We start from the raw sequence: 16,623 nt of genomic DNA, 5'->3' as shown, positions 1-16,623 counted from the left end.
GATTGGCGGCCTTCCATCAGTAAAGCGACCGCTCAGTAACGCCTTTTCAGGCCGGTTCGCCCAGAAAGACCCGGCGGACCACCCGCTCGGCGGCGTGCCCGTCCTCCAATGCGCAGAACCGGGCCCGGAACCGCTCCCGGGCCTGCTCGGCGGCCGCGCCGCGCACCGCGCCGCTGCGGAAGACGTCGAGCAGCCCGGGAAAGTCGACGGCGACCGCGCCCGGCGGCTCGGCCAGCAGGTCGAAGTAGACGCCCCGGGCTACCCGGTAGGCATCCCAGTCCGGCGCGTAGACCACAATCGGCCGGTCGAGCACCCCGTAGTCGAACATCGCCGACGAATAGTCGGTGACCAGCACGTCCGCGGCGAGGTACAGATCCTCGACCCGGTCGTATCCGCTCACGTCCAGCACGGCGCCGTCGGACGCGCCGCGCAACTGCCGCTCCCGATCGTGGAAGTAGTGGCTGCGCATCAGCAGCCGCCCGGCCGGGCCGAGCACCGCACGCAGCCGGTCCGGGTCGAACGGCGGCCGCCAGCCCGGCAGGTGCTCCCGGTGCGTGGGCGCGTAGAGCACCACGTACTCGTCGGGGCCGATGCCCAGCCCCGCGCGGGCCTGGCGGCACTCCTCGGCGGTGGCCAGCGCCAGCCGGTCGTTGCGCGGGTAGCCGACCTCCAGCGTGGCGTAGTCGGCCGGGTAGGCCCGCTCCCACATCTGGGTGGAGAAGCTGTTCGAGCTGACGCTGTAGTCCCAGCGGTCCACCCGGCGCAGCAGGTTCGCGAAGTTCATGCCCATCGCGCCGACCGGATAGCGCTGCTGGTCCAGCCCCATCACCTTGACCGGTGTGCCGTGGTGGGTCTGGACGTGCACCGAGCCGGGTCGCTTGCGGACGAAGTCCGGGAAGTTGACGTTGTTGACCAGCCAGCGGGCCCGGGCCAGCACGCGGTAGTAGTCGGGCGTGCCGGCCACCACGTACTCGACGCCCGGCGGCAGCCCGGCCACCCGGTCCCGGCGGACGATCCAGACGCCGCGCACCTGCGGGGCGAGCCGGCGGGCGGCCGTGTAGATGGCGGCCGGGTTGCAGGAGTAGCCCCGGTACCAGTACGACGCGTAGACGGCGAGCGTCGGGTCGAGCGGGCGGTGCAACTCGGCCCGGTAGTACTCGCGCAACGCCGCGTCCCGGGCCCGGCGGGCGTTGCGCCGGGCCACCGGCAGCACCCGCCGCTTGACCCGCCGGGCCGAGCGCCGGGCCCGCTCCTCGGCCTGGTGGGCGGCCCGGAGCGCGCTGAACGTCCGCCACCGCCCGGCCGCCACGAGCCGGTGCTTCACCCCTTCCAGGCCGGGCGGGACCGGGTAGCCCTCGGGCGGCAGGAACCGGGCGTGGTCGGCGTGGATCTGTTCGAAGAACGGCGGCCGCAGCTCGGGGGCGATCCGCTCGCCGTTGCCCAGCACGGTCAGGTAGTGCCAGATCATCCGCTCGAAGACGGCCGGACGCAGCCCGTCCACCACCGCCGGCCCCCACTGGTCCATCAGCCGGAACACCCGGTGCCACTGGGCGAAGACCTCGAAGTGCCGGTCGCCCCGCGTCCGGGTGATCGCCCCGGTGCGGCGCTGCCGGTAGTTGAGGCAGACCCGGTCCAGCACACCGATCCGCTCGGCGGTCATCAGCACGGGATAGCTGAACGAGACGTCCTCGTACCAGCCGGGTGCGAAGCGCAGCCCCTGCTCGACCAGGAACTCCCGGCGGACCAGCCGGTTCCAGGCGGTGTGCAGCAGCCGCAGGGTCTCCGGCCGCTCCCGCAGCCGGAAGGTCGCCTCGCCGGGCGACTCCGGGAACACGTCCCGCATGGCGCTGCGCGTGCCGACGTTGTTCCAGTGCGCCCGGATGTGGTCGACGATCAGCACGTCCGGTCGGGTGGCGTGGAGCCGGTCGGCCACGTGCGGCAGGCAACCGGGGACCAGCCAGTCGTCGCCGTCGACGAACCAGACGTAGTCGCCGACGGCCCGGTCCAGCCCGATGTTGCGGGCCGGACCGAGCCCGACGTTCTCGGTGAGCCGGACCGGGTGGACCCGGGGGTCGCGGGCCGCGTACTCGTCCAGGATCTCGCCGCTGTCGTCCGGGGAGGCGTCGTCGATCCCGATCACCTCGACGTCCTCGAACGGCTGGTCGAGGATCGAGTCGAGACACTCCCGGAGGTAGCCCTGCACCTTGAAGGCCGGTACGACGAAGCTGATCAGGGTCATCCCGGCCGGCCCTCCGTCAGCCCGGCGAGCGGTCACCCCCACGGGCGCGGGCCGGCAGGACCACCCAGGCGAGGACCACGCTCGCGACAAAAACCACGAGAAGGTACGCACCGAGTGTAGCTAGAGCGATGCTCGCAATTCCGGCGATTGACCCGATGGTCAGCAGCGCCGAACGCCCCTCCCAGCCCAGCGCGGCGGCGTGCAGCGGCGGTGCGGCCTGCCGCTTCTCCAGCCGCGCGGTCAGGTCGTAGTGGTGCAGGGTCAGCACGAAGACGTACCCGAAGATGAGCCACGGCGGCACCCGCCCGGCCACCCCGACGGCGATCGCGAAGAGAAACTCGCCGGCCCGCAGCGCCGCCGGGACCAGCCAGTCCAGCGGCCCGTCGTGCGCCGCCCGCGCGCCCAGCGCCCCGCCCAGCAGCACCAGCAGGCCGAGCGGCACCACCCAGGCGCTCAGGTCCGCGCCCGCGTGCACCACCCGCAGCGCGACGACCAGCAGCGCCGCCGCGCCCAGCGTGCCGAGCGCCGCCAGCGCCAGCGGCTGCCGGGCGGCGGGCAGCGTCCGGGCCAGGAACCCGTCGTCGCGGTGCAGGCCCGTGTCGACGGTGCTCATGACCGGCACCCGCATCCACCGCGCGCGCAGGGTGCGCAGGGCCCCGGTGTACGCGAACGCCAGCACCCCCCACACCAGCACGGCGCAGAGCGCCACCAACGGCCCGAACAGCGCGGCGGCCACCGCCATGAGCGCCCACCGCTCGCCGATCGGGAAGACCACCGTCCGCTTCAGCCAGTAGGACACCGAGCCGGTGTCCGCCTGCACCTTCGTCGAGGCGGCGTTCAGCTTGCCGCCGATGCCACCCGCGTCCCCGGTGGCCGCGCGGGGGCGGCGGGCCGCCTCGTCGTGCAGCACCCCGTACCAGGTGTCGGTCATGTGGCGCACGGTCTGGAGGGTCATGGCGGCGATCGCCAGAGCCCAGCCGTAGCGGAAGCCGGCGTGCGTGGCGCCGTAGCCGAGACCGGCGTAGACCAGGTATTCCTTGGCCCGGTCGGCCATCGTGTCGAGCCAGCCGCCCCAGGCGCTGAAGTGCCGGGTGTACCGGGCCAGTTGGCCGTCCACGCAGTCCAGCACGAAGCCCAGGTAGAGCAGGACCGCGCCGGCCACCAGCGCGGGCCGCCCGCCGGCGCCGAACAGCACGGCCGCGGCCACCGCGAAGGCCACCGAGATCATGGTGACCCCGGTCGGGCCCAGGCCGATCCGGGCGGCCACCTTCACCACGTACGGGGACCAGGTGCTCACGAAGAACGTGGTGAAGAAGTCGTCCCGCTCCTTCACCGACAGCCGCAGCTCGGCCCGGTCCTCGTCGACCGCCGCCACGGCGGCCTGCGCCGCGGCCAGTTCCGCCGGGTCGCCGACCCGGTGCGCCACGAGCAGGCGGACCCGGTGGGCGAAGGTCAGCGTGCCGCAACCGGCCAGGTCGGCGAAGAGGCGGTCGACGCCGCCCCCGGCCGCCGTGCGGGCGGCGGCGGCGAGGGCCGGCAGGTCGGCCGGGCCGACCCGCAGCGCCCCGCCGAACACGCCCGTGGCGCCCGCCGGGTCGCCCACGGCCACCACCTGGCCGCGCTCCTCGCGGACGGTCACCTGCCCGGCGGCCGGCGTATCGGTCAGCACCAGGGCCACCGTCGGCCCGACCGGGCTGGTGGCCAGATGCCTGAGTACGGCGGTGTGCGCCACCAGGTCGGCCCCGCTGACCAGCACCGGCCCCGTGGCGGCGGCCACCAGGTCGGCCAGCTCGGACAGGTCGTCGACCACCCGCACCTCGTCCGCACCGGCCCGGCGCCACTGCCCGGCGAGCCGATCGGCCAGGCGCTCCCCGGCGTCGGTGGTCAGGCCCGCCGCCGGCCCGGCGGCGAGCACGATCGCGAGCGTCACCGCTGCGTCGCGCCGGCGTACGCCCGCAGCGCCTCGTCGATCGTCCCGTCGACGGTCAGCCGCCCGGCGTCGAGGTAGAGCCCCCGACGACAGAACCGGGTGAGGTCCTTTTCGTTGTGTGACACCAGCACCAGCGTGCGCCCTTCCGCGAGAAGTCGCTCGATGGTCGCATAGCACTTCGCACGGAACTCGGCGTCCCCGACCGCGGTCACCTCGTCCACCAGCAGCACGGGGTGCGGCAGGTGGGCGATCACCGCGAAGCCCAGCCGCACCTTCATGCCCGACGAGTAGTGCCGGACCGAGGTGTCGATGGCGCGTTCCACCTGCTCACCCGCGAACGAGACGATCTCGTCGAAGTGCCGCCGCAGGTACGCCGACGGCAACCCGTGCAGCCCGCCCACCAGGTAGAGGTTCTCCCGGCCGGTCAGGTCACCGGAGAAGCCCGCGGAGAGTTCCAGCAGCGGCGCCACCCGGCCGTGCACCCGGATCGCGCCCTCGTCGGGGATCAGCACCCCGGCGATCAGCCGCAGCAGCGTGCTCTTGCCGGTGCCGTTACGCCCGACCACGCCGACCGTCTCGCCCGGCTCGATCCGGAACGACACGTCCCGCAGCGGCCAGAACCGGCCCGCGTCCGGGTCGCGGGAGCCGCGGTGGATGAGCAGTTCCCGCAGCCGGAGCTGCCGGCGGCGGTTGCGGACGAACCGGATGCCGAGGCCGTCCGCCTCGATGATCGCCGCCATTCACAGTTCCTTGAGCACGGCCGGTTCGAGGCGGCGGAACGACCACCAGCCGACCGCGAACACCAGCAGGCTGCCCGCCACGGTGACGGTGAGCAGCCGGGCGTCGGGGAACTCGTCCGGATACCAGATGGCGTGGTGCAGCTGGAAGATCCCGACCAGCGGGTTCAGCTCGTACGCGACCTTCAGCCAGCCCGGCATGCCCGAGTCCCGCACCAGGTTCAGCGGGTAGATGATCGGGGTGGCGTAGAAGAGCACCCGGATGATCAGCCGCATGATGCGCTCGATGTCGCGCATCAGCACGTTGCCCGCCGAGAGCAGCAGCGCGAGCCCCACGAGCAGGACGAACTGCACCGCCACGGCCAGCGGCAGGGCCAGCAGCGTCCAGCCGAGGTGGATCCGGCCGTGGGCCACGTAGAGGGCCGCGATGGCGGCCAGGATGGGCAGCCCGGCGGCGTACTCGGCGAACCGGCCGGTGACCCGGCCGATCGGGAAGACCTGCCGGGGCAGGTTCATCGTGGTGATCAGCCGGGCCTGCCCGGTCAGCGCGTTGGCCGCCTCGGTCAGCGCCGAGCTGGCCCACATCCACGCGAAGATCCCGGTGATGAGGAACAGCGGGTACGACCCGGCCGCGTCGCCCAGGTGCCGCCGGGTGGCGCCGGAATAGAGCACGCCGAAGACGAACCAGTAGATCAGGCCCATGCCGAGGGGCTCGATGAGCGACCAGAGGTAGCCCAGCACGGACTGCTGGTATTTCACCGCGAGATCACGCCGGACCAGGATGCGCAGCGAGGTGCGGGCGGACCAGAGCGCGGCGACGCCGGACGTCACCGTCCCATCCTCGCCCGGAGCGTCCCGGCCCGCCGTACGGACGCGCCGGGTCACCCCTTCGGGGTCAACACTCGATGACGTTGACCGCGAGGCCGCCCCGCGCCGTCTCCTTGTACTTGATCTTCATGTCGGCGCCGGTCTCCCGCATGGTCTTGATGACCTTGTCGAGCGACACGGCGTGCACCCCGTCGCCGCGCAGCGCCAGCCGGGCCGCGGTGATCGCCTTGATGCTGGCCACCGCGTTCCGCTCGATGCACGGGATCTGCACCAGGCCGCCCACCGGGTCGCAGGTGAGCCCGAGGTTGTGCTCCATGCCGATCTCGGCCGCGTTCTCCACCTGCTCGGGCGTGCCGCCCAGCGCCTCGGCCAGCCCGGCGGCCGCCATCGAGCAGGCCGAGCCGACCTCGCCCTGGCAGCCGACCTCGGCCCCGGAGATCGAGGCGTTCTCCTTGAACAGCACGCCGATCGCGCCGGCCGCGAGGAGGAAGCGGATCACGCCCTCCTCGTCGGCGCCCGGCACGAACCGGGTGTAGTAGTGCAGGACGGCCGGGATGATCCCGGCGGCCCCGTTGGTCGGCGCGGTGACCACGCGCCCGCCGGCCGCGTTCTCCTCGTTGACCGCGAGCGCGAAGAGGGTGACCCAGTCCATGGCGTGCAGCGGGTCGGTGGCGTCGCCCTCCGCCTCCAGGCTGCGGCGCAGCTCGGCCGCCCGGCGGCGCACCTTCAGCCCGCCCGGCAGCACGCCGTCGTGGGCGCAGCCGTTCTCCACGCACTCCTGCATCACCCGCCAGATCTCCAGCAGCCCGGCCCGGACGTCGGCCTCGCTGCGCCAGGACAGCTCGTTGGCGAGCATCACCTCGCTGATCGACAGACCGGTGGCGGTGGTCACCGACAGCAGCTCCGCGCCGGTGAGGAAGGGGTGGCGGACCCGGGTGCTGTCCGGCTTGATCCGGTCCGCCCCGGCGGCGGCCTCGTCGACCACGAACCCGCCGCCGACGGAGTAGTAGGTGCGCGACCGCACCTGCTGCCCCGCCGCGTCGAAGGCCGCGAAGGTCATCCCGTTCGGGTGGTACGGCAGGGAGCGGCGGCGGTGCAGCACCAGGTCCCGGTCCGGGTCGAAGTCGATCTCCTGGCTGCCCATGAGGCTGAGCCGCCGCTGCGCGCGGATCCGCTCCACCCGCGGCCCGACCGTGTCGGTGTCGACCGTCTCCGGGACCTCCCCCTCCAGCCCGAGCAGCACGGCGCGGTCGCTGCCGTGGCCGTGGCCGGTGGCGCCCAGCGAACCGAACAGCTCGGCCTGCACCCGCACGACGTCGGCGAGCTGGCCGTCGGCCTTGAGACCGGCCACGAACGTCCGCGCGGCCCGCATCGGCCCCACGGTGTGCGAGCTGGACGGCCCGATGCCGACGCTGAAGAGGTCGAAAACACTGATCATGGCTGCACTTTCCTCGCCGTCGTCCCCGTCGTGCGGGTCCGGCCCGGTGTGTGCCGCTTCCCGGTGCGGGAGGCGGCGGGCGGCACCCGGGGTGTGGGCGCCCGACCGGCGAGCCTACCCGCCCCCGACACCTCCCGCCCGTGCCCGGGCACGCCCCCAGCCTGCGCCTCCACCCGTCTCCCTGCCGTCACGACCCGGGCGCGTCGGCGGGGGTCCGCGGGGGTAAAGCACCTACGGGTTCCCGGGTCGCCGATCCTCCTCGGGACCGAGGGCGGGAGGCGCGTCCGTTCCTACCGTGGAATCAGCGCGGCGGATCGCCGCAGAAGTGGGAGTTCGACGATGAGTCGCAAACTGGTCCGGCCCCGCCAGGGGCGCGTGTTCGCCGGCGTCTGCGCCGGCCTGGCCCAGCGGTTCGGCATGTCGGCCGGCATGGTCCGGCTGCTGTTCCTGCTGTCGCTGCTGCTGCCCGGCACGCAGGTGATCGTCTACCTGATCCTGTGGGTCCTCATGCCGAACGAGGACCGCTACCTGGCCGCCCGTCACTGACCGTGCCGCCCGCCCCGGGACCACCCGGGGCGGGCGCCGCCGGCGTCAGGGCGCCGTGTAGGTGACGGTCACCTTCTGGTAGCCGAGGGAGCGGAGCAGCCCCTCCAGCATCTTGCGGGTGTTCTCCTCGGCCCGGGCGGTGAGCCCGCTGTCGCGGGCCGCCGCGGTGATCCGGTCCTCGGCGAGCTGGTAGACCTGCTGCTGCCGGTTGGGGTCGCCGCCGACCAGGTCGTTCAGCCGGTTGATCAGGCCGCGCTGCTCGGCGAAGACGTAGCTCTTGTCCATGTCGAGGTCGGTCTCGCCGAGCTGCGGTGCGGGCAGCTTGATCTCCACGGACTTGCCGTCGTCGGAGACCACCACGGCCCCGTCGGCGATCTTCGCGAAGTCGACGTACGCCTCGATGCGGCCGGCCCCGACGAAGAGCGTGCGCTCGTTGAGCAGGAAGTCGGGCACGTTGCGCCGGTCCTTCTGCACGTCGACGACCACCTGGAAGTTGCCCTCGGCGGCCACGTAGCGGCTCAGGTCACGGATCGACTTGAGCAGCGGCGGCTGGCTGCGGTCGGTCTGCTCCTTGGCGAACGGGTTGCGGAACTCCGGCAGCAGGCCGGTCGCCTGCACGCCGAGCAGCACCACCACGGCCAGCGCGGCCGCGCCGAGCACCCAGAGCAGGCCGCGCACCGGGCCGCCGGACGACGCCGGGGCACCGGGCCGCGGGTCGGACGGCACGTCCGACCGGGCCCGGAGGGACTCGCCGGTCGGGTATTCCGGGAACTCCCTGGTGGGCTCGTTGATGTCACCGTCGCGGGCCATCGCCCCTCACCGTCCTCGTCAGACACATCCACTGAGAATGACGGTACGGCCACCGTGCGACAGTCGCTCGCCGAGCGACCCGATCGGGTGAATCCGCAGCTCAGGCGAACGCGGAAAGCCCGGTCAGCCGCTGCCCGATGACCAGCTGGTGGATCTCCGAGGTGCCCTCGTAGGTCAGCACGCTCTCCAGGTTGTTGGCGTGCCGCATGACCGGGTATTCACCCGAGACCCCGTTCGCGCCCAGGATGGTCCGGCACTCCCGGGCGATGGCCAGGGCCTCCCGGACGTTGTTCAGCTTGCCCACGCTGACCTGGTCGGGGCGCAGCCTCCCGGCGTCGGCCAGCCGCCCCAAGTGCAGGGCCAGCAGCAGCCCCTTGTTCCACTCGACGGCCATGTCGGCGAGCTTGGCCTGGGTGAGCTGGAAGCCGGCCAGCGGCCGGCCGAACTGGGTGCGGGTGGTCGCGTAGGACAGCGCCGTCTCCAGGCAGTCCCGCGCCGCGCCGAGCGCGCCCCAGACGATGCCGTGCCGGGCCTCGGTGAGGCAGCTCAGCGGCGCCTTGAGCCCGATTGCCTCGGGCAGCCGGGCGTCCGCCGGCAGCCGCACGTCGTCGAGGGCGATCTCGCCGGTCAGCGACGCGCGCAGCGACATCTTGTGCCGGATCTCCCGCGCCGTCACCCCGGGCGTGTCCATGGGTACGGCGAAGCCGCGCACACCCTCGTCGGTGCGGGCCCAGATCACCCCGACGTCGGCGATCGGCGCGTTGGTGATCCACATCTTGCTGCCGGTGAGGATCCAGTCGTCGCCGTCGCGGCGGGCGCGGGTGGCCATCGAGGCCGGGTCGGAGCCGTGGTCCGGCTCGGTCAGCCCGAAGCAGCCGATCGCCTCACCGCTCGCCATGGCGGGCAGCCACCGCTGCTTCTGCTCCTCGCTGCCGTAGCGCCAGATGGCGTACATGGCCAGCGAACCCTGCACCGAGACCAGCGAGCGGAGGCCGGAGTCGCCCGCCTCCAGCTCCAGGCACGCCAGCCCGTACGCGACGGCCGACGCGCCGGCGCAGCCGTAGCCGGTGAGGTGCATGCCGAGCAGGCCGAGCTTGCCGAACTCGCGGGCCAGCTCGCGGGCCGGGACGTGGCCGTCCTCGTACCAGCCGGCGACGTGCGGGCGGACCCGGTCGTCGACGAGCTGGCGCACCACGGCGCGGATCTGCCGCTCCTCCTCGCCCAGCGACGCGTCGATGTCCAGCAGGTCGAGAGGGGTCATGGCGTCACCTTAACGAAGACTCAGGGGCGCGTCACTCGGGCTGACCGCCCAGCACCAGCACCCGGGCGTGGATCTGGTTGCGCTGCTGGAGCGCCGCGCGCAGTGCCCGGTGCAGGCCGTCCTCCAGGTAGAGGCCGCCGTTCCACTGCACCACGTGCGGGAAGAGGTCGCCGTAGAAGGTGGAGTCCTCGGCGAGGAGCTTGTCGAGCGCCAGCTCCCGCTTGGTAGTGATGAGCTGGTCCAGCCGCAGCGGGCGCGGCGGGATCTCGGCCCACTGCTTGAGCGTGAGGTTGTGCTCCGGGTAGGGACGCCCGTCCCGGACCGCCCTGAAGATCACGGCACGCTCCCCTCCCCCCGGCCGGGCTGATGATGTCGATGCCAGCCTAGCCGCACCCGCCACACCGCGTTTTCCTCCCTCATGTCGGTTTCGCTACCGCCGATACCCGGGCCGGACGCGCTGAACCACGCTCAACTCCAGCGGCCCCGCCGGACCACCTCGTCCACCGGCCGGCGACCGCGCCGCAGCGACGGTGACCGGTGGTCGGGTGCCCGGTAACCTACCGTGATCGCGCCGATCGGGTGGTACCCCGCCGGCACGCCGAACGCCTCCCGGTACGCCGCGATCCGCTGCGGCGGGATGCCGAAGAAGCAGGCGCCCAGGCCCTCGTCCACGGCGGTGAGCAGCATGAGCAGGGCCGCGAAGCCGGTGTCGACGTACCAGTAGGGCACCGGCCAGCGGTCCTCGGAGCGGTCCGCCCAGCCCTTGTCCGGCTCCGCGTAGCGGTCGAGGTACGCGGAACGGTTGGCGTGCGGCACCACGATGAGCGGGGCCGTGCGCATCCCGGCCAGCCAGCGCTCCCGGCCGCCGCCGCCCGGTGTGGCCGCCGCCCAGAACCGCTCCCGGTCCGCCGGCTCCTCCAGCACCAGGAAACCCCAGCCCTGCGCGAACCCGGCCGACGGGGCCCGGACGGCGTGGTCGAGCAGCCGGTCCACCACGTCGGGCGGGACCGGGCGGTCCGGGTCGTAGTTGCGGACCATCCGGCGACGCCGGACGACCTCGGCGAACTCCACGCTCACACCCCGGGCCGGATGCCCCAGGTGCCCCGCCAGGTCTGCCCGGGGGCCAGGGTGATCAGGTCCTTGCCGGAGCGGAACGCGTCGGCCGGGCAGGTCATCGGCTCGACCGCCACCGACCTCCGGTGCCGCTCCCCGGTGAGGGTGTCCCCGGTGAAGACCTGCCACCAGCCGAACTCGCCGTCGGCCCAGATGTGCACCGCCGCCGAACCGTCCGGGGCGGCCAGGGTCACCGACGAGCCGCCGTCGGCGTCCCGCACCACGTCACCGAAGGCCAGGTCGAGCACCGCGTCGCCGATCGCGCGGGGCTCGGTGTAGTCGTACTCGGAGCCGGCCACCTCGGTCGCGGCCACCGGCAGCAGCCGGTTGTCCAGCAGCACCCGCGTCCGCCCCGGCACCCGCATGGTCAGCTCGTTCACGCCGACCTTCGGCAGTTGCAGGTAGGGGTGCACGGAGAAGCCGAACGGGGCCGGCTCGGCGGACAGGTTGGTCACCTCGTGGTCGGCGCGCAGCCCGTCCGCCCCGACGCTCCACCGGCTCCGCAACCGCAGCGCCCACGGGTAGCCGGGGCTGGGCGGCAGCTCGTAGCCGATCGTCACGCTCTCCGGCGACTGCTCCACGAGCTGCCACCGCACCCAGTTGACCAGCCCGTGGATGGCGTTGTGCCGGGCCGGCTCGGTCAGGTCGAGCTGCAACGACCGGTCGCCGAAGGTGTAGACGCCGTCCCGGATCCGGTTCGGCCAGGGCGCCAGCACGTGACCGGCCGACCCGGGGGCCAGCTCGTCCGCCTCGTACCCGTCGAGGTAGTCGATCCCGTCGTGGCGGTAGGTCCGCAGGCCCCCGCCCACCTCGACCACGACGGCCTCGTGGCCGCCGGCCGCGATGGTCCACTGTGCTCCGGACGGGGACGGGCGTGCGTCGGTCTCCATGCCGGCGACCTTAGTCCGTCGCACCGACCCGGCGCTCAGCCCGCCCGGCAACGTCCCAGCGTGCGGCCGGTCCGGCCCGGAGCGGCGGCCCGCACCGGGCCCCCGGTCAGGTCCGCTCGCCCGCCCCGGCGGCCCGGTAGCGGAGCAGGGCCGGGAAGATCGCCACCAGCAGCACCGCGAGCATGGCCGAGGCGAGGCCGCCGCCCACCATGGCGATGGTCGTGCCGGACGCGGCGGCCATCGCGCCCGCCCGCAGGTCGCCCAGGCGCGGGCCGCCGGCGACCACCACCGTGTTGACGCCCTGGAGCCGGCCGCGCATCCGGTCCGGCGCGTAGATCAGCAGCATCGACTGGCGCAGGGTCGCGCTCACCAGGTCGGCGGCGCCCGCCAGGCCGAGCAGCATCACCACCAGCCAGAGCTGGCGGGCCAGCCCGGCCGCGGCGATCGCCACACCCCAGCCGACCACGGCCACCACGAGCACGACCCCCTGCCGGCGCACCCGGCCGATCCAGCCCGAGGTGAGGCCGCCCAGCATCGCGCCGATGGCGATGGCGCTGTAGAGCCAGCCGACCGCCGCCCCGCCGCCGAAGCGCTCGTGCGCCAGCTCGGGGAAGAGCGCCCGGGGCATGGCCAGGATCATGGCGATCAGGTCGATGGCGAAGGAGAGCAGCAGCACCGGCGTGGTGGCCAGGTAGCGGAGCCCGTCGACGATGCTGGCCAGGCCCGCCCTGCGCGGTGTCTCGTCACCGTCCGGGTCCGGCTCGGGGGGCATGGCGGGCAGCCGCAGGGTGGCCCAGAGCGACACGGTGAACAGCAGCCCGTCGACCCCGTACGCGATCGGCAGCCCCGCATCGGTGTGCCAGGTGGCGAAGATCAGGCCGGCGGCGAGCGGCCCGAAGACCGAGGTCGCCGTGAACGTGGTGAAGTTCAGCGTGCTGGCCGCCGGCACCAGCTCGGCAGGCACCAGGCGGGGCAGGATCGCGCTGCGGGTCGGCGACGTGACCGCGAACGCGATCGACTGCACCGCGACCAGGACCAGCAGCAGCACCGGGCTGCCCACCCGCAGCAGCGACTGGAGCAGCAGCGCCAGCGTCGACGCCCAGAGCAGGGCGCCCCCGCCCAGCAGCACCCGCCGCCGGTCCCGGGCGTCGGCGACCGCCCCGCCCCACAGCCCGAAGACCAGCAGCGGCAGGAAGCCGGCGATCCCGAGCAGGCCGACCCAGAACGAGCCGCCGGTCAGGTCGAACATCTCCACCGGCACCGCCACGGCGGTGAACTGGAAGCCGAACATCGCCACGGCGTTGCCGAGCCACACCCGGCGGTACGCGGGCACGCCCAGCGGACGCAGGTCGATGGCCCAGCGACGCGCTCCGCGCGGCCGGGCCTCCTTCACCCCCGTCACGGGGCCAGCCGCTCGGTGACCCAGGCACCGTCCCCGGTACGCCGGAACCGCAGCCGGTCGTGCAGCCGGCCGGCCCGGCCCTGCCAGAACTCCACCGTCTCCGGCCGCACCCGGAACCCGCCCCACTGCGGCGGCGCGGGGATCTCGTCCACGCCGGCGAAGCGCTCGGCAGCCGCCCGGTACGCCGCGTCCAGCGCCGCCCGGTCCGGCACCACCCGGGACTGTGTGCTGGCCCAGGCCCCGAGCTGGGAGCCGCGCGGCCGGGCGGCGAAGTACGCCTCGGTCTCGGCCCGGTCGACCCGGCTCACCCGACCGGTGACCGTCACCTGCCGGTGCATCGGGAACCAGGGGAAGACCAGGCTGGCCCACGGGTTGGCAATCGCCTCGCCGCCCTTGCGGGAGCCGTAGTTGGTGTAGAAGACGAACCCGTCCGGGTCGTACCCCTTGAGCAGCACGGTGCGGCCACTCGGCCGCCCGTCGGCGTCGGCGGTGCCGACCACCATGGCGTTCGGTTCGGGCAGCGGATGCGCCACCGCGTCGGCGAACCAGCGGGCGAACTGGGTGTGCCAGTCCGGCGCGAGATCCGATTCGGAAAGGCCCAGCTCGGCGGCGTACTCGTTACGCATCCCGGCCGGGGCAGGTGTGTCGCCCGTCACTCTCGTCGTCCCTCTCCCGGGGATGCCGGCGTCCCCCGACGCTGGCCAGGCCCCAGCGTCCAGTCTTCTCCAGCCCGTGAGCTTGTCCACCGGCGGGGATGTCATGTGGCGCACACTCGCCGCGGGTCGCGGAGCCGGTTGCCGAGCAGGCAAGATGTTCCGAACACACCCCTGAGGGTCACCCAAAGCCGCGGGTCCGTCAGCCCGCGCGGCAACCACCACCGCCGGAAGCCAGGAGACGACATGGCCGACTTCAAACCGGGCCTGGAGGGCGTCGTAGCCTTCGAGACCCAGATCGCCGAACCGGACCGCGAGGGCGGCGCGCTGCGCTACCGCGGCGTGGACATCGAGGATCTGATCGGTCAGGTCTCCTTCGGCAACGTCTGGGCGCTGCTGGTCGACGGGCGCTTCGGCCCGGGCCTGCCGCCGGCCGAGCCGTTCCCGGTGCCGGTGCACTCCGGCGACATCCGCGTCGACGTGCAGTCCGCGGTCGCCATGCTGGCCCCGTACTGGGGGCTCAACCAGCTCCTCGACATCTCCGACGAGCAGACCCGCGAGGACCTGGCCCGGGTGTCGGTCACCGCGCTGTCCTTCGTCGCCCAGTCCGCCCGCGGCCTCGGCCTGCCGGCCGTGCCGCAGAAGGAGATCGACAAGGCGGAGACGATCGTCGAGCGGTTCATGAAGCGCTGGCGGGGTGAGCCCGACCCGCGGCACGTCAAGGCCGTCGACGCCTACTTCATCTCGGCCGCCGAGCACGGCCTGAACGCCTCCACCTTCACCACCCGGATCGTCGCCTCCACCGGCGCCGACGCCGCGGCCTGCATCTCGTCGGGCATCGGCGCGCTCTCCGGCCCGCTGCACGGCGGCGCGCCGTCCCGGGTGCTCAGCATGCTGGAGGCCGTCGAGCGCAGCGGCGACGCCGAGGGCTACGTCAAGGGCGTCCTCGACCGGGGCGAGCGCCTCATGGGCTTCGGCCACCGGGTCTACCGGGCCGAGGACCCGCGCGCCCGGGTGCTCCGTCGCACCGCCAAGGAGCTGGGCGCGCCCCGCTTCGAGATCGCCGAAGCGCTGGAGAAGGCCGCCCTGGCCGAGCTGCAGGCCCGCCGCCCGGACCGGGTGCTCGCCACCAACGTCGAGTTCTGGTCGGCCGTGGTGCTGGACTTCGCCGAGGTGCCGGCGCACATGTTCACCTCCATGTTCACCTGTGCCCGGATGGGCGGTTGGTCCGCGCACATCCTGGAGCAGAAGAAGCTCCAGCGGCTGGTCCGCCCGTCGGCCCGCTACGTCGGCCCCGGCAGCCGCAAGCCCCAGCAGGTAGAGGGCTGGGACGCCATCCCGCACGGCGTCTGAGCTGAAAGGAAGGGCCCCTTCTTAACGCCTCCTGTAGAGGAAGGGCCCCCTGTTAACGCCCCGAAGGGCCCGGTCCGCGACGGACCGGGCCCTTCGTGCTGTGGCGCATGCCTCAGCTCCGGGGGTGGGACCAGCCGCCGGGGCGGGCGGCGCGGGTGCGAGGATGAAGGCCGGCAGTGCCGCCGGACCGGGCTCGGACCCGGCTCCGCCGCGCGCCCGCGCGTGGCCGCCGTCGTTCCGCGCCCCGCTGACAGGGCCCACTCGCCCACGCGGAAGGATCGAGAAGACCGTGGCTGACGCACCGACCATCCGGATTCCCGACGACATCAGGCCCGCCGACGGCCGCTTCGGCTGCGGCCCGTCCAAGGTCCGTCCCGCGGCGGTTTCCGCGCTCGCCGACGTCGCCACCAGTTACCTGGGCACCTCGCACCGCCAGAAGACGGTCCGCGACCAGGTGGCCCGGCTGCGCCGCGGCATCGCCGAGTTCTTCTCCGTCCCCGAGGGCTACGAGGTGGTGCTGGGCAACGGCGGCACCACGGCCTTCTGGGAGGTCGCCACCTTCGGCCTGGTCCGCGACCGGGCCCAGTTCGCCAGCTTCGGCGAGTTCGGCGCCAAGTTCGCCAAGTCGGTCAAGGACGCGCCGTTCCTGGGCGAGCCGACCGTGCGCAAGTCCGAGGCGGGCACTGCGCCGACCCTGGTCGCCGAGGCGGGCGTGGACGTCTACGCCACCCCGCACAACGAGACCTCCACCGGCGTGGCGGTGCCGATCAGCCGGGTGCCGGGCGCCGACGAGGGCTCGCTGCTGCTGGTCGACGCCACCTCCGGCGCTGGCGGCCTGGAGGTCAACGTCGGTGAGACCGACGTCTACTACTTCGCCCCGCAGAAGTGCTTCGGCTCCGACGGCGGCCTCTGGCTGGCGCTCATGTCGCCGGCCGCGCTCGCCCGGGCCACCGAGATCAAGGAGTCGGGCCGCTACATCCCGGCCTTCCTCGACCTGGTCACCGCGATCGACAACTCGCGGCTGGAGCAGACCTACAACACGCCCGCGCTGGCCACCATCTTCCTGGCCGCCGAGCAGACCGACTGGATGAACTCGCAGGGTGGGCTAGCCTGGGCGGCCAAGCGCACCGCCGAGAGCGCCGGCATCGTCTACGGCTGGGCCGAGCGCTCGTCGTTCGCGACCCCGTTCGTGACCGACCCGGCGCTGCGCTCCAACGTGGTCGCCACCGTCGACTTCGCCGACGGGGTGGACGCCTCCGCGATCGCCAAGGTGCTGCGCGCCAACGGCATCGTGGACACCGAGCCCTACCGGAAGCTCGGCCGCAACCAGCTCCGGGTCGCGCTCTTCCCGGCCGTCGAGCCGGCCGACGTGGAGGCGCTCACCGCGTCCATCGACTACGTGGTCGAGCGACTCTGATCGTGT

At 73.3% G+C, this 16,623-nt stretch carries 15 protein-coding genes; 3 read left to right on the top strand and 12 right to left on the bottom strand.

The features are described from left to right. Positions 1–46: 46 nt before the first annotated feature. From ABZS80_RS18590 to ABZS80_RS18570, 5 genes are all read right to left on the bottom strand, one after another. The gene (locus tag ABZS80_RS18590) at positions 47–2,239 is read right to left on the bottom strand and encodes a bifunctional glycosyltransferase family 2 protein/CDP-glycerol:glycerophosphate glycerophosphotransferase (RefSeq protein ID WP_355057332.1); all 2,193 of its coding nucleotides are present in this window, start codon (positions 2,237–2,239) and stop codon (positions 47–49) included. A 16-nt stretch (positions 2,240–2,255) separates the two neighbouring features. Continuing rightward, a complete protein-coding gene (locus tag ABZS80_RS18585; RefSeq protein ID WP_355057626.1) occupies positions 2,256–4,127 on the bottom strand; it encodes a DUF5941 domain-containing protein in 1,872 nt (623 codons plus the stop codon). A 38-nt stretch (positions 4,128–4,165) separates the two neighbouring features. Then, positions 4,166–4,909 (bottom strand): ABC transporter ATP-binding protein, encoded by a 744-nt coding sequence (locus ABZS80_RS18580; RefSeq protein ID WP_355057330.1) that lies wholly within the window; start codon positions 4,907–4,909, stop codon positions 4,166–4,168. Next, positions 4,910–5,737, bottom strand: coding sequence for an ABC transporter permease (locus tag ABZS80_RS18575; protein WP_355057328.1), 828 nt, complete (start codon positions 5,735–5,737; stop codon positions 4,910–4,912). Positions 5,738–5,801: 64 nt separating this feature from the next. Beyond that, positions 5,802–7,172, bottom strand: a complete 1,371-nt coding sequence (locus ABZS80_RS18570) for an L-serine ammonia-lyase (protein ID WP_355057326.1) — start codon at positions 7,170–7,172, stop codon at positions 5,802–5,804. A 339-nt stretch (positions 7,173–7,511) separates the two neighbouring features. On the opposite strand from ABZS80_RS18570, the gene ABZS80_RS18565 reads away from it, so the two are divergent. Further along, positions 7,512–7,718: a PspC domain-containing protein gene (locus tag ABZS80_RS18565; RefSeq protein ID WP_151464180.1), complete on the top strand. Its 207-nt coding sequence runs from the start codon at positions 7,512–7,514 to the stop codon at positions 7,716–7,718. A 45-nt stretch (positions 7,719–7,763) separates the two neighbouring features. Here ABZS80_RS18565 and ABZS80_RS18560 read toward each other — a convergent pair whose 3' ends face one another. From ABZS80_RS18560 to pdxH, 7 genes are all read right to left on the bottom strand, one after another. After that, a complete protein-coding gene (locus ABZS80_RS18560; protein ID WP_355057325.1) occupies positions 7,764–8,528 on the bottom strand; it encodes a DUF4230 domain-containing protein in 765 nt (254 codons plus the stop codon). A gap of 100 nt (positions 8,529–8,628) precedes the next feature. Further along, a complete protein-coding gene (locus tag ABZS80_RS18555; protein WP_151464182.1) occupies positions 8,629–9,789 on the bottom strand; it encodes an acyl-CoA dehydrogenase family protein in 1,161 nt (386 codons plus the stop codon). A 31-nt stretch (positions 9,790–9,820) separates the two neighbouring features. Beyond that, the gene (locus ABZS80_RS18550) at positions 9,821–10,126 is read right to left on the bottom strand and encodes a type II toxin-antitoxin system VapB family antitoxin (RefSeq protein WP_151464183.1); all 306 of its coding nucleotides are present in this window, start codon (positions 10,124–10,126) and stop codon (positions 9,821–9,823) included. A gap of 131 nt (positions 10,127–10,257) precedes the next feature. Then, entirely contained in the window at positions 10,258–10,860 is a 603-nt protein-coding gene (locus ABZS80_RS18545) for a nitroreductase family protein (RefSeq protein WP_355057322.1), read from the bottom strand. 2 nt (positions 10,861–10,862) lie between these two features. After that, the gene (locus ABZS80_RS18540) at positions 10,863–11,792 is read right to left on the bottom strand and encodes an aldose 1-epimerase family protein (RefSeq protein ID WP_355057320.1); all 930 of its coding nucleotides are present in this window, start codon (positions 11,790–11,792) and stop codon (positions 10,863–10,865) included. A 106-nt stretch (positions 11,793–11,898) separates the two neighbouring features. Continuing rightward, a complete protein-coding gene (locus ABZS80_RS18535) occupies positions 11,899–13,194 on the bottom strand; it encodes an MFS transporter (RefSeq protein ID WP_355057318.1) in 1,296 nt (431 codons plus the stop codon). Continuing rightward, positions 13,191–13,820, bottom strand: a complete 630-nt coding sequence (gene pdxH / locus ABZS80_RS18530) for a pyridoxamine 5'-phosphate oxidase (protein WP_355057624.1) — start codon at positions 13,818–13,820, stop codon at positions 13,191–13,193. The genes ABZS80_RS18535 and pdxH overlap by 4 nt, the downstream gene beginning before the upstream one ends. Positions 13,821–14,093: 273 nt before the next feature. Between pdxH and ABZS80_RS18525 the strand changes: the two genes are divergently transcribed. Continuing rightward, the gene (locus tag ABZS80_RS18525; protein ID WP_355057316.1) at positions 14,094–15,200 is read left to right on the top strand and encodes a citrate synthase 2; all 1,107 of its coding nucleotides are present in this window, start codon (positions 14,094–14,096) and stop codon (positions 15,198–15,200) included. A 289-nt stretch (positions 15,201–15,489) separates the two neighbouring features. Beyond that, the gene (gene serC, locus ABZS80_RS18520) at positions 15,490–16,617 is read left to right on the top strand and encodes a phosphoserine transaminase (protein WP_355057314.1); all 1,128 of its coding nucleotides are present in this window, start codon (positions 15,490–15,492) and stop codon (positions 16,615–16,617) included. The last annotated feature ends 6 nt before the right edge of the window (positions 16,618–16,623 follow it).

Origin of the sequence: Micromonospora sp. NPDC005305 (assembly GCF_040607315.1) — a bacterium.
Classification (GTDB): Bacteria; Actinomycetota; Actinomycetes; order Mycobacteriales; family Micromonosporaceae; genus Micromonospora.
The sequence above is the reverse complement of the archived record's forward strand: the minus strand, read 5'-3'. Positions and strand labels throughout refer to the sequence as shown.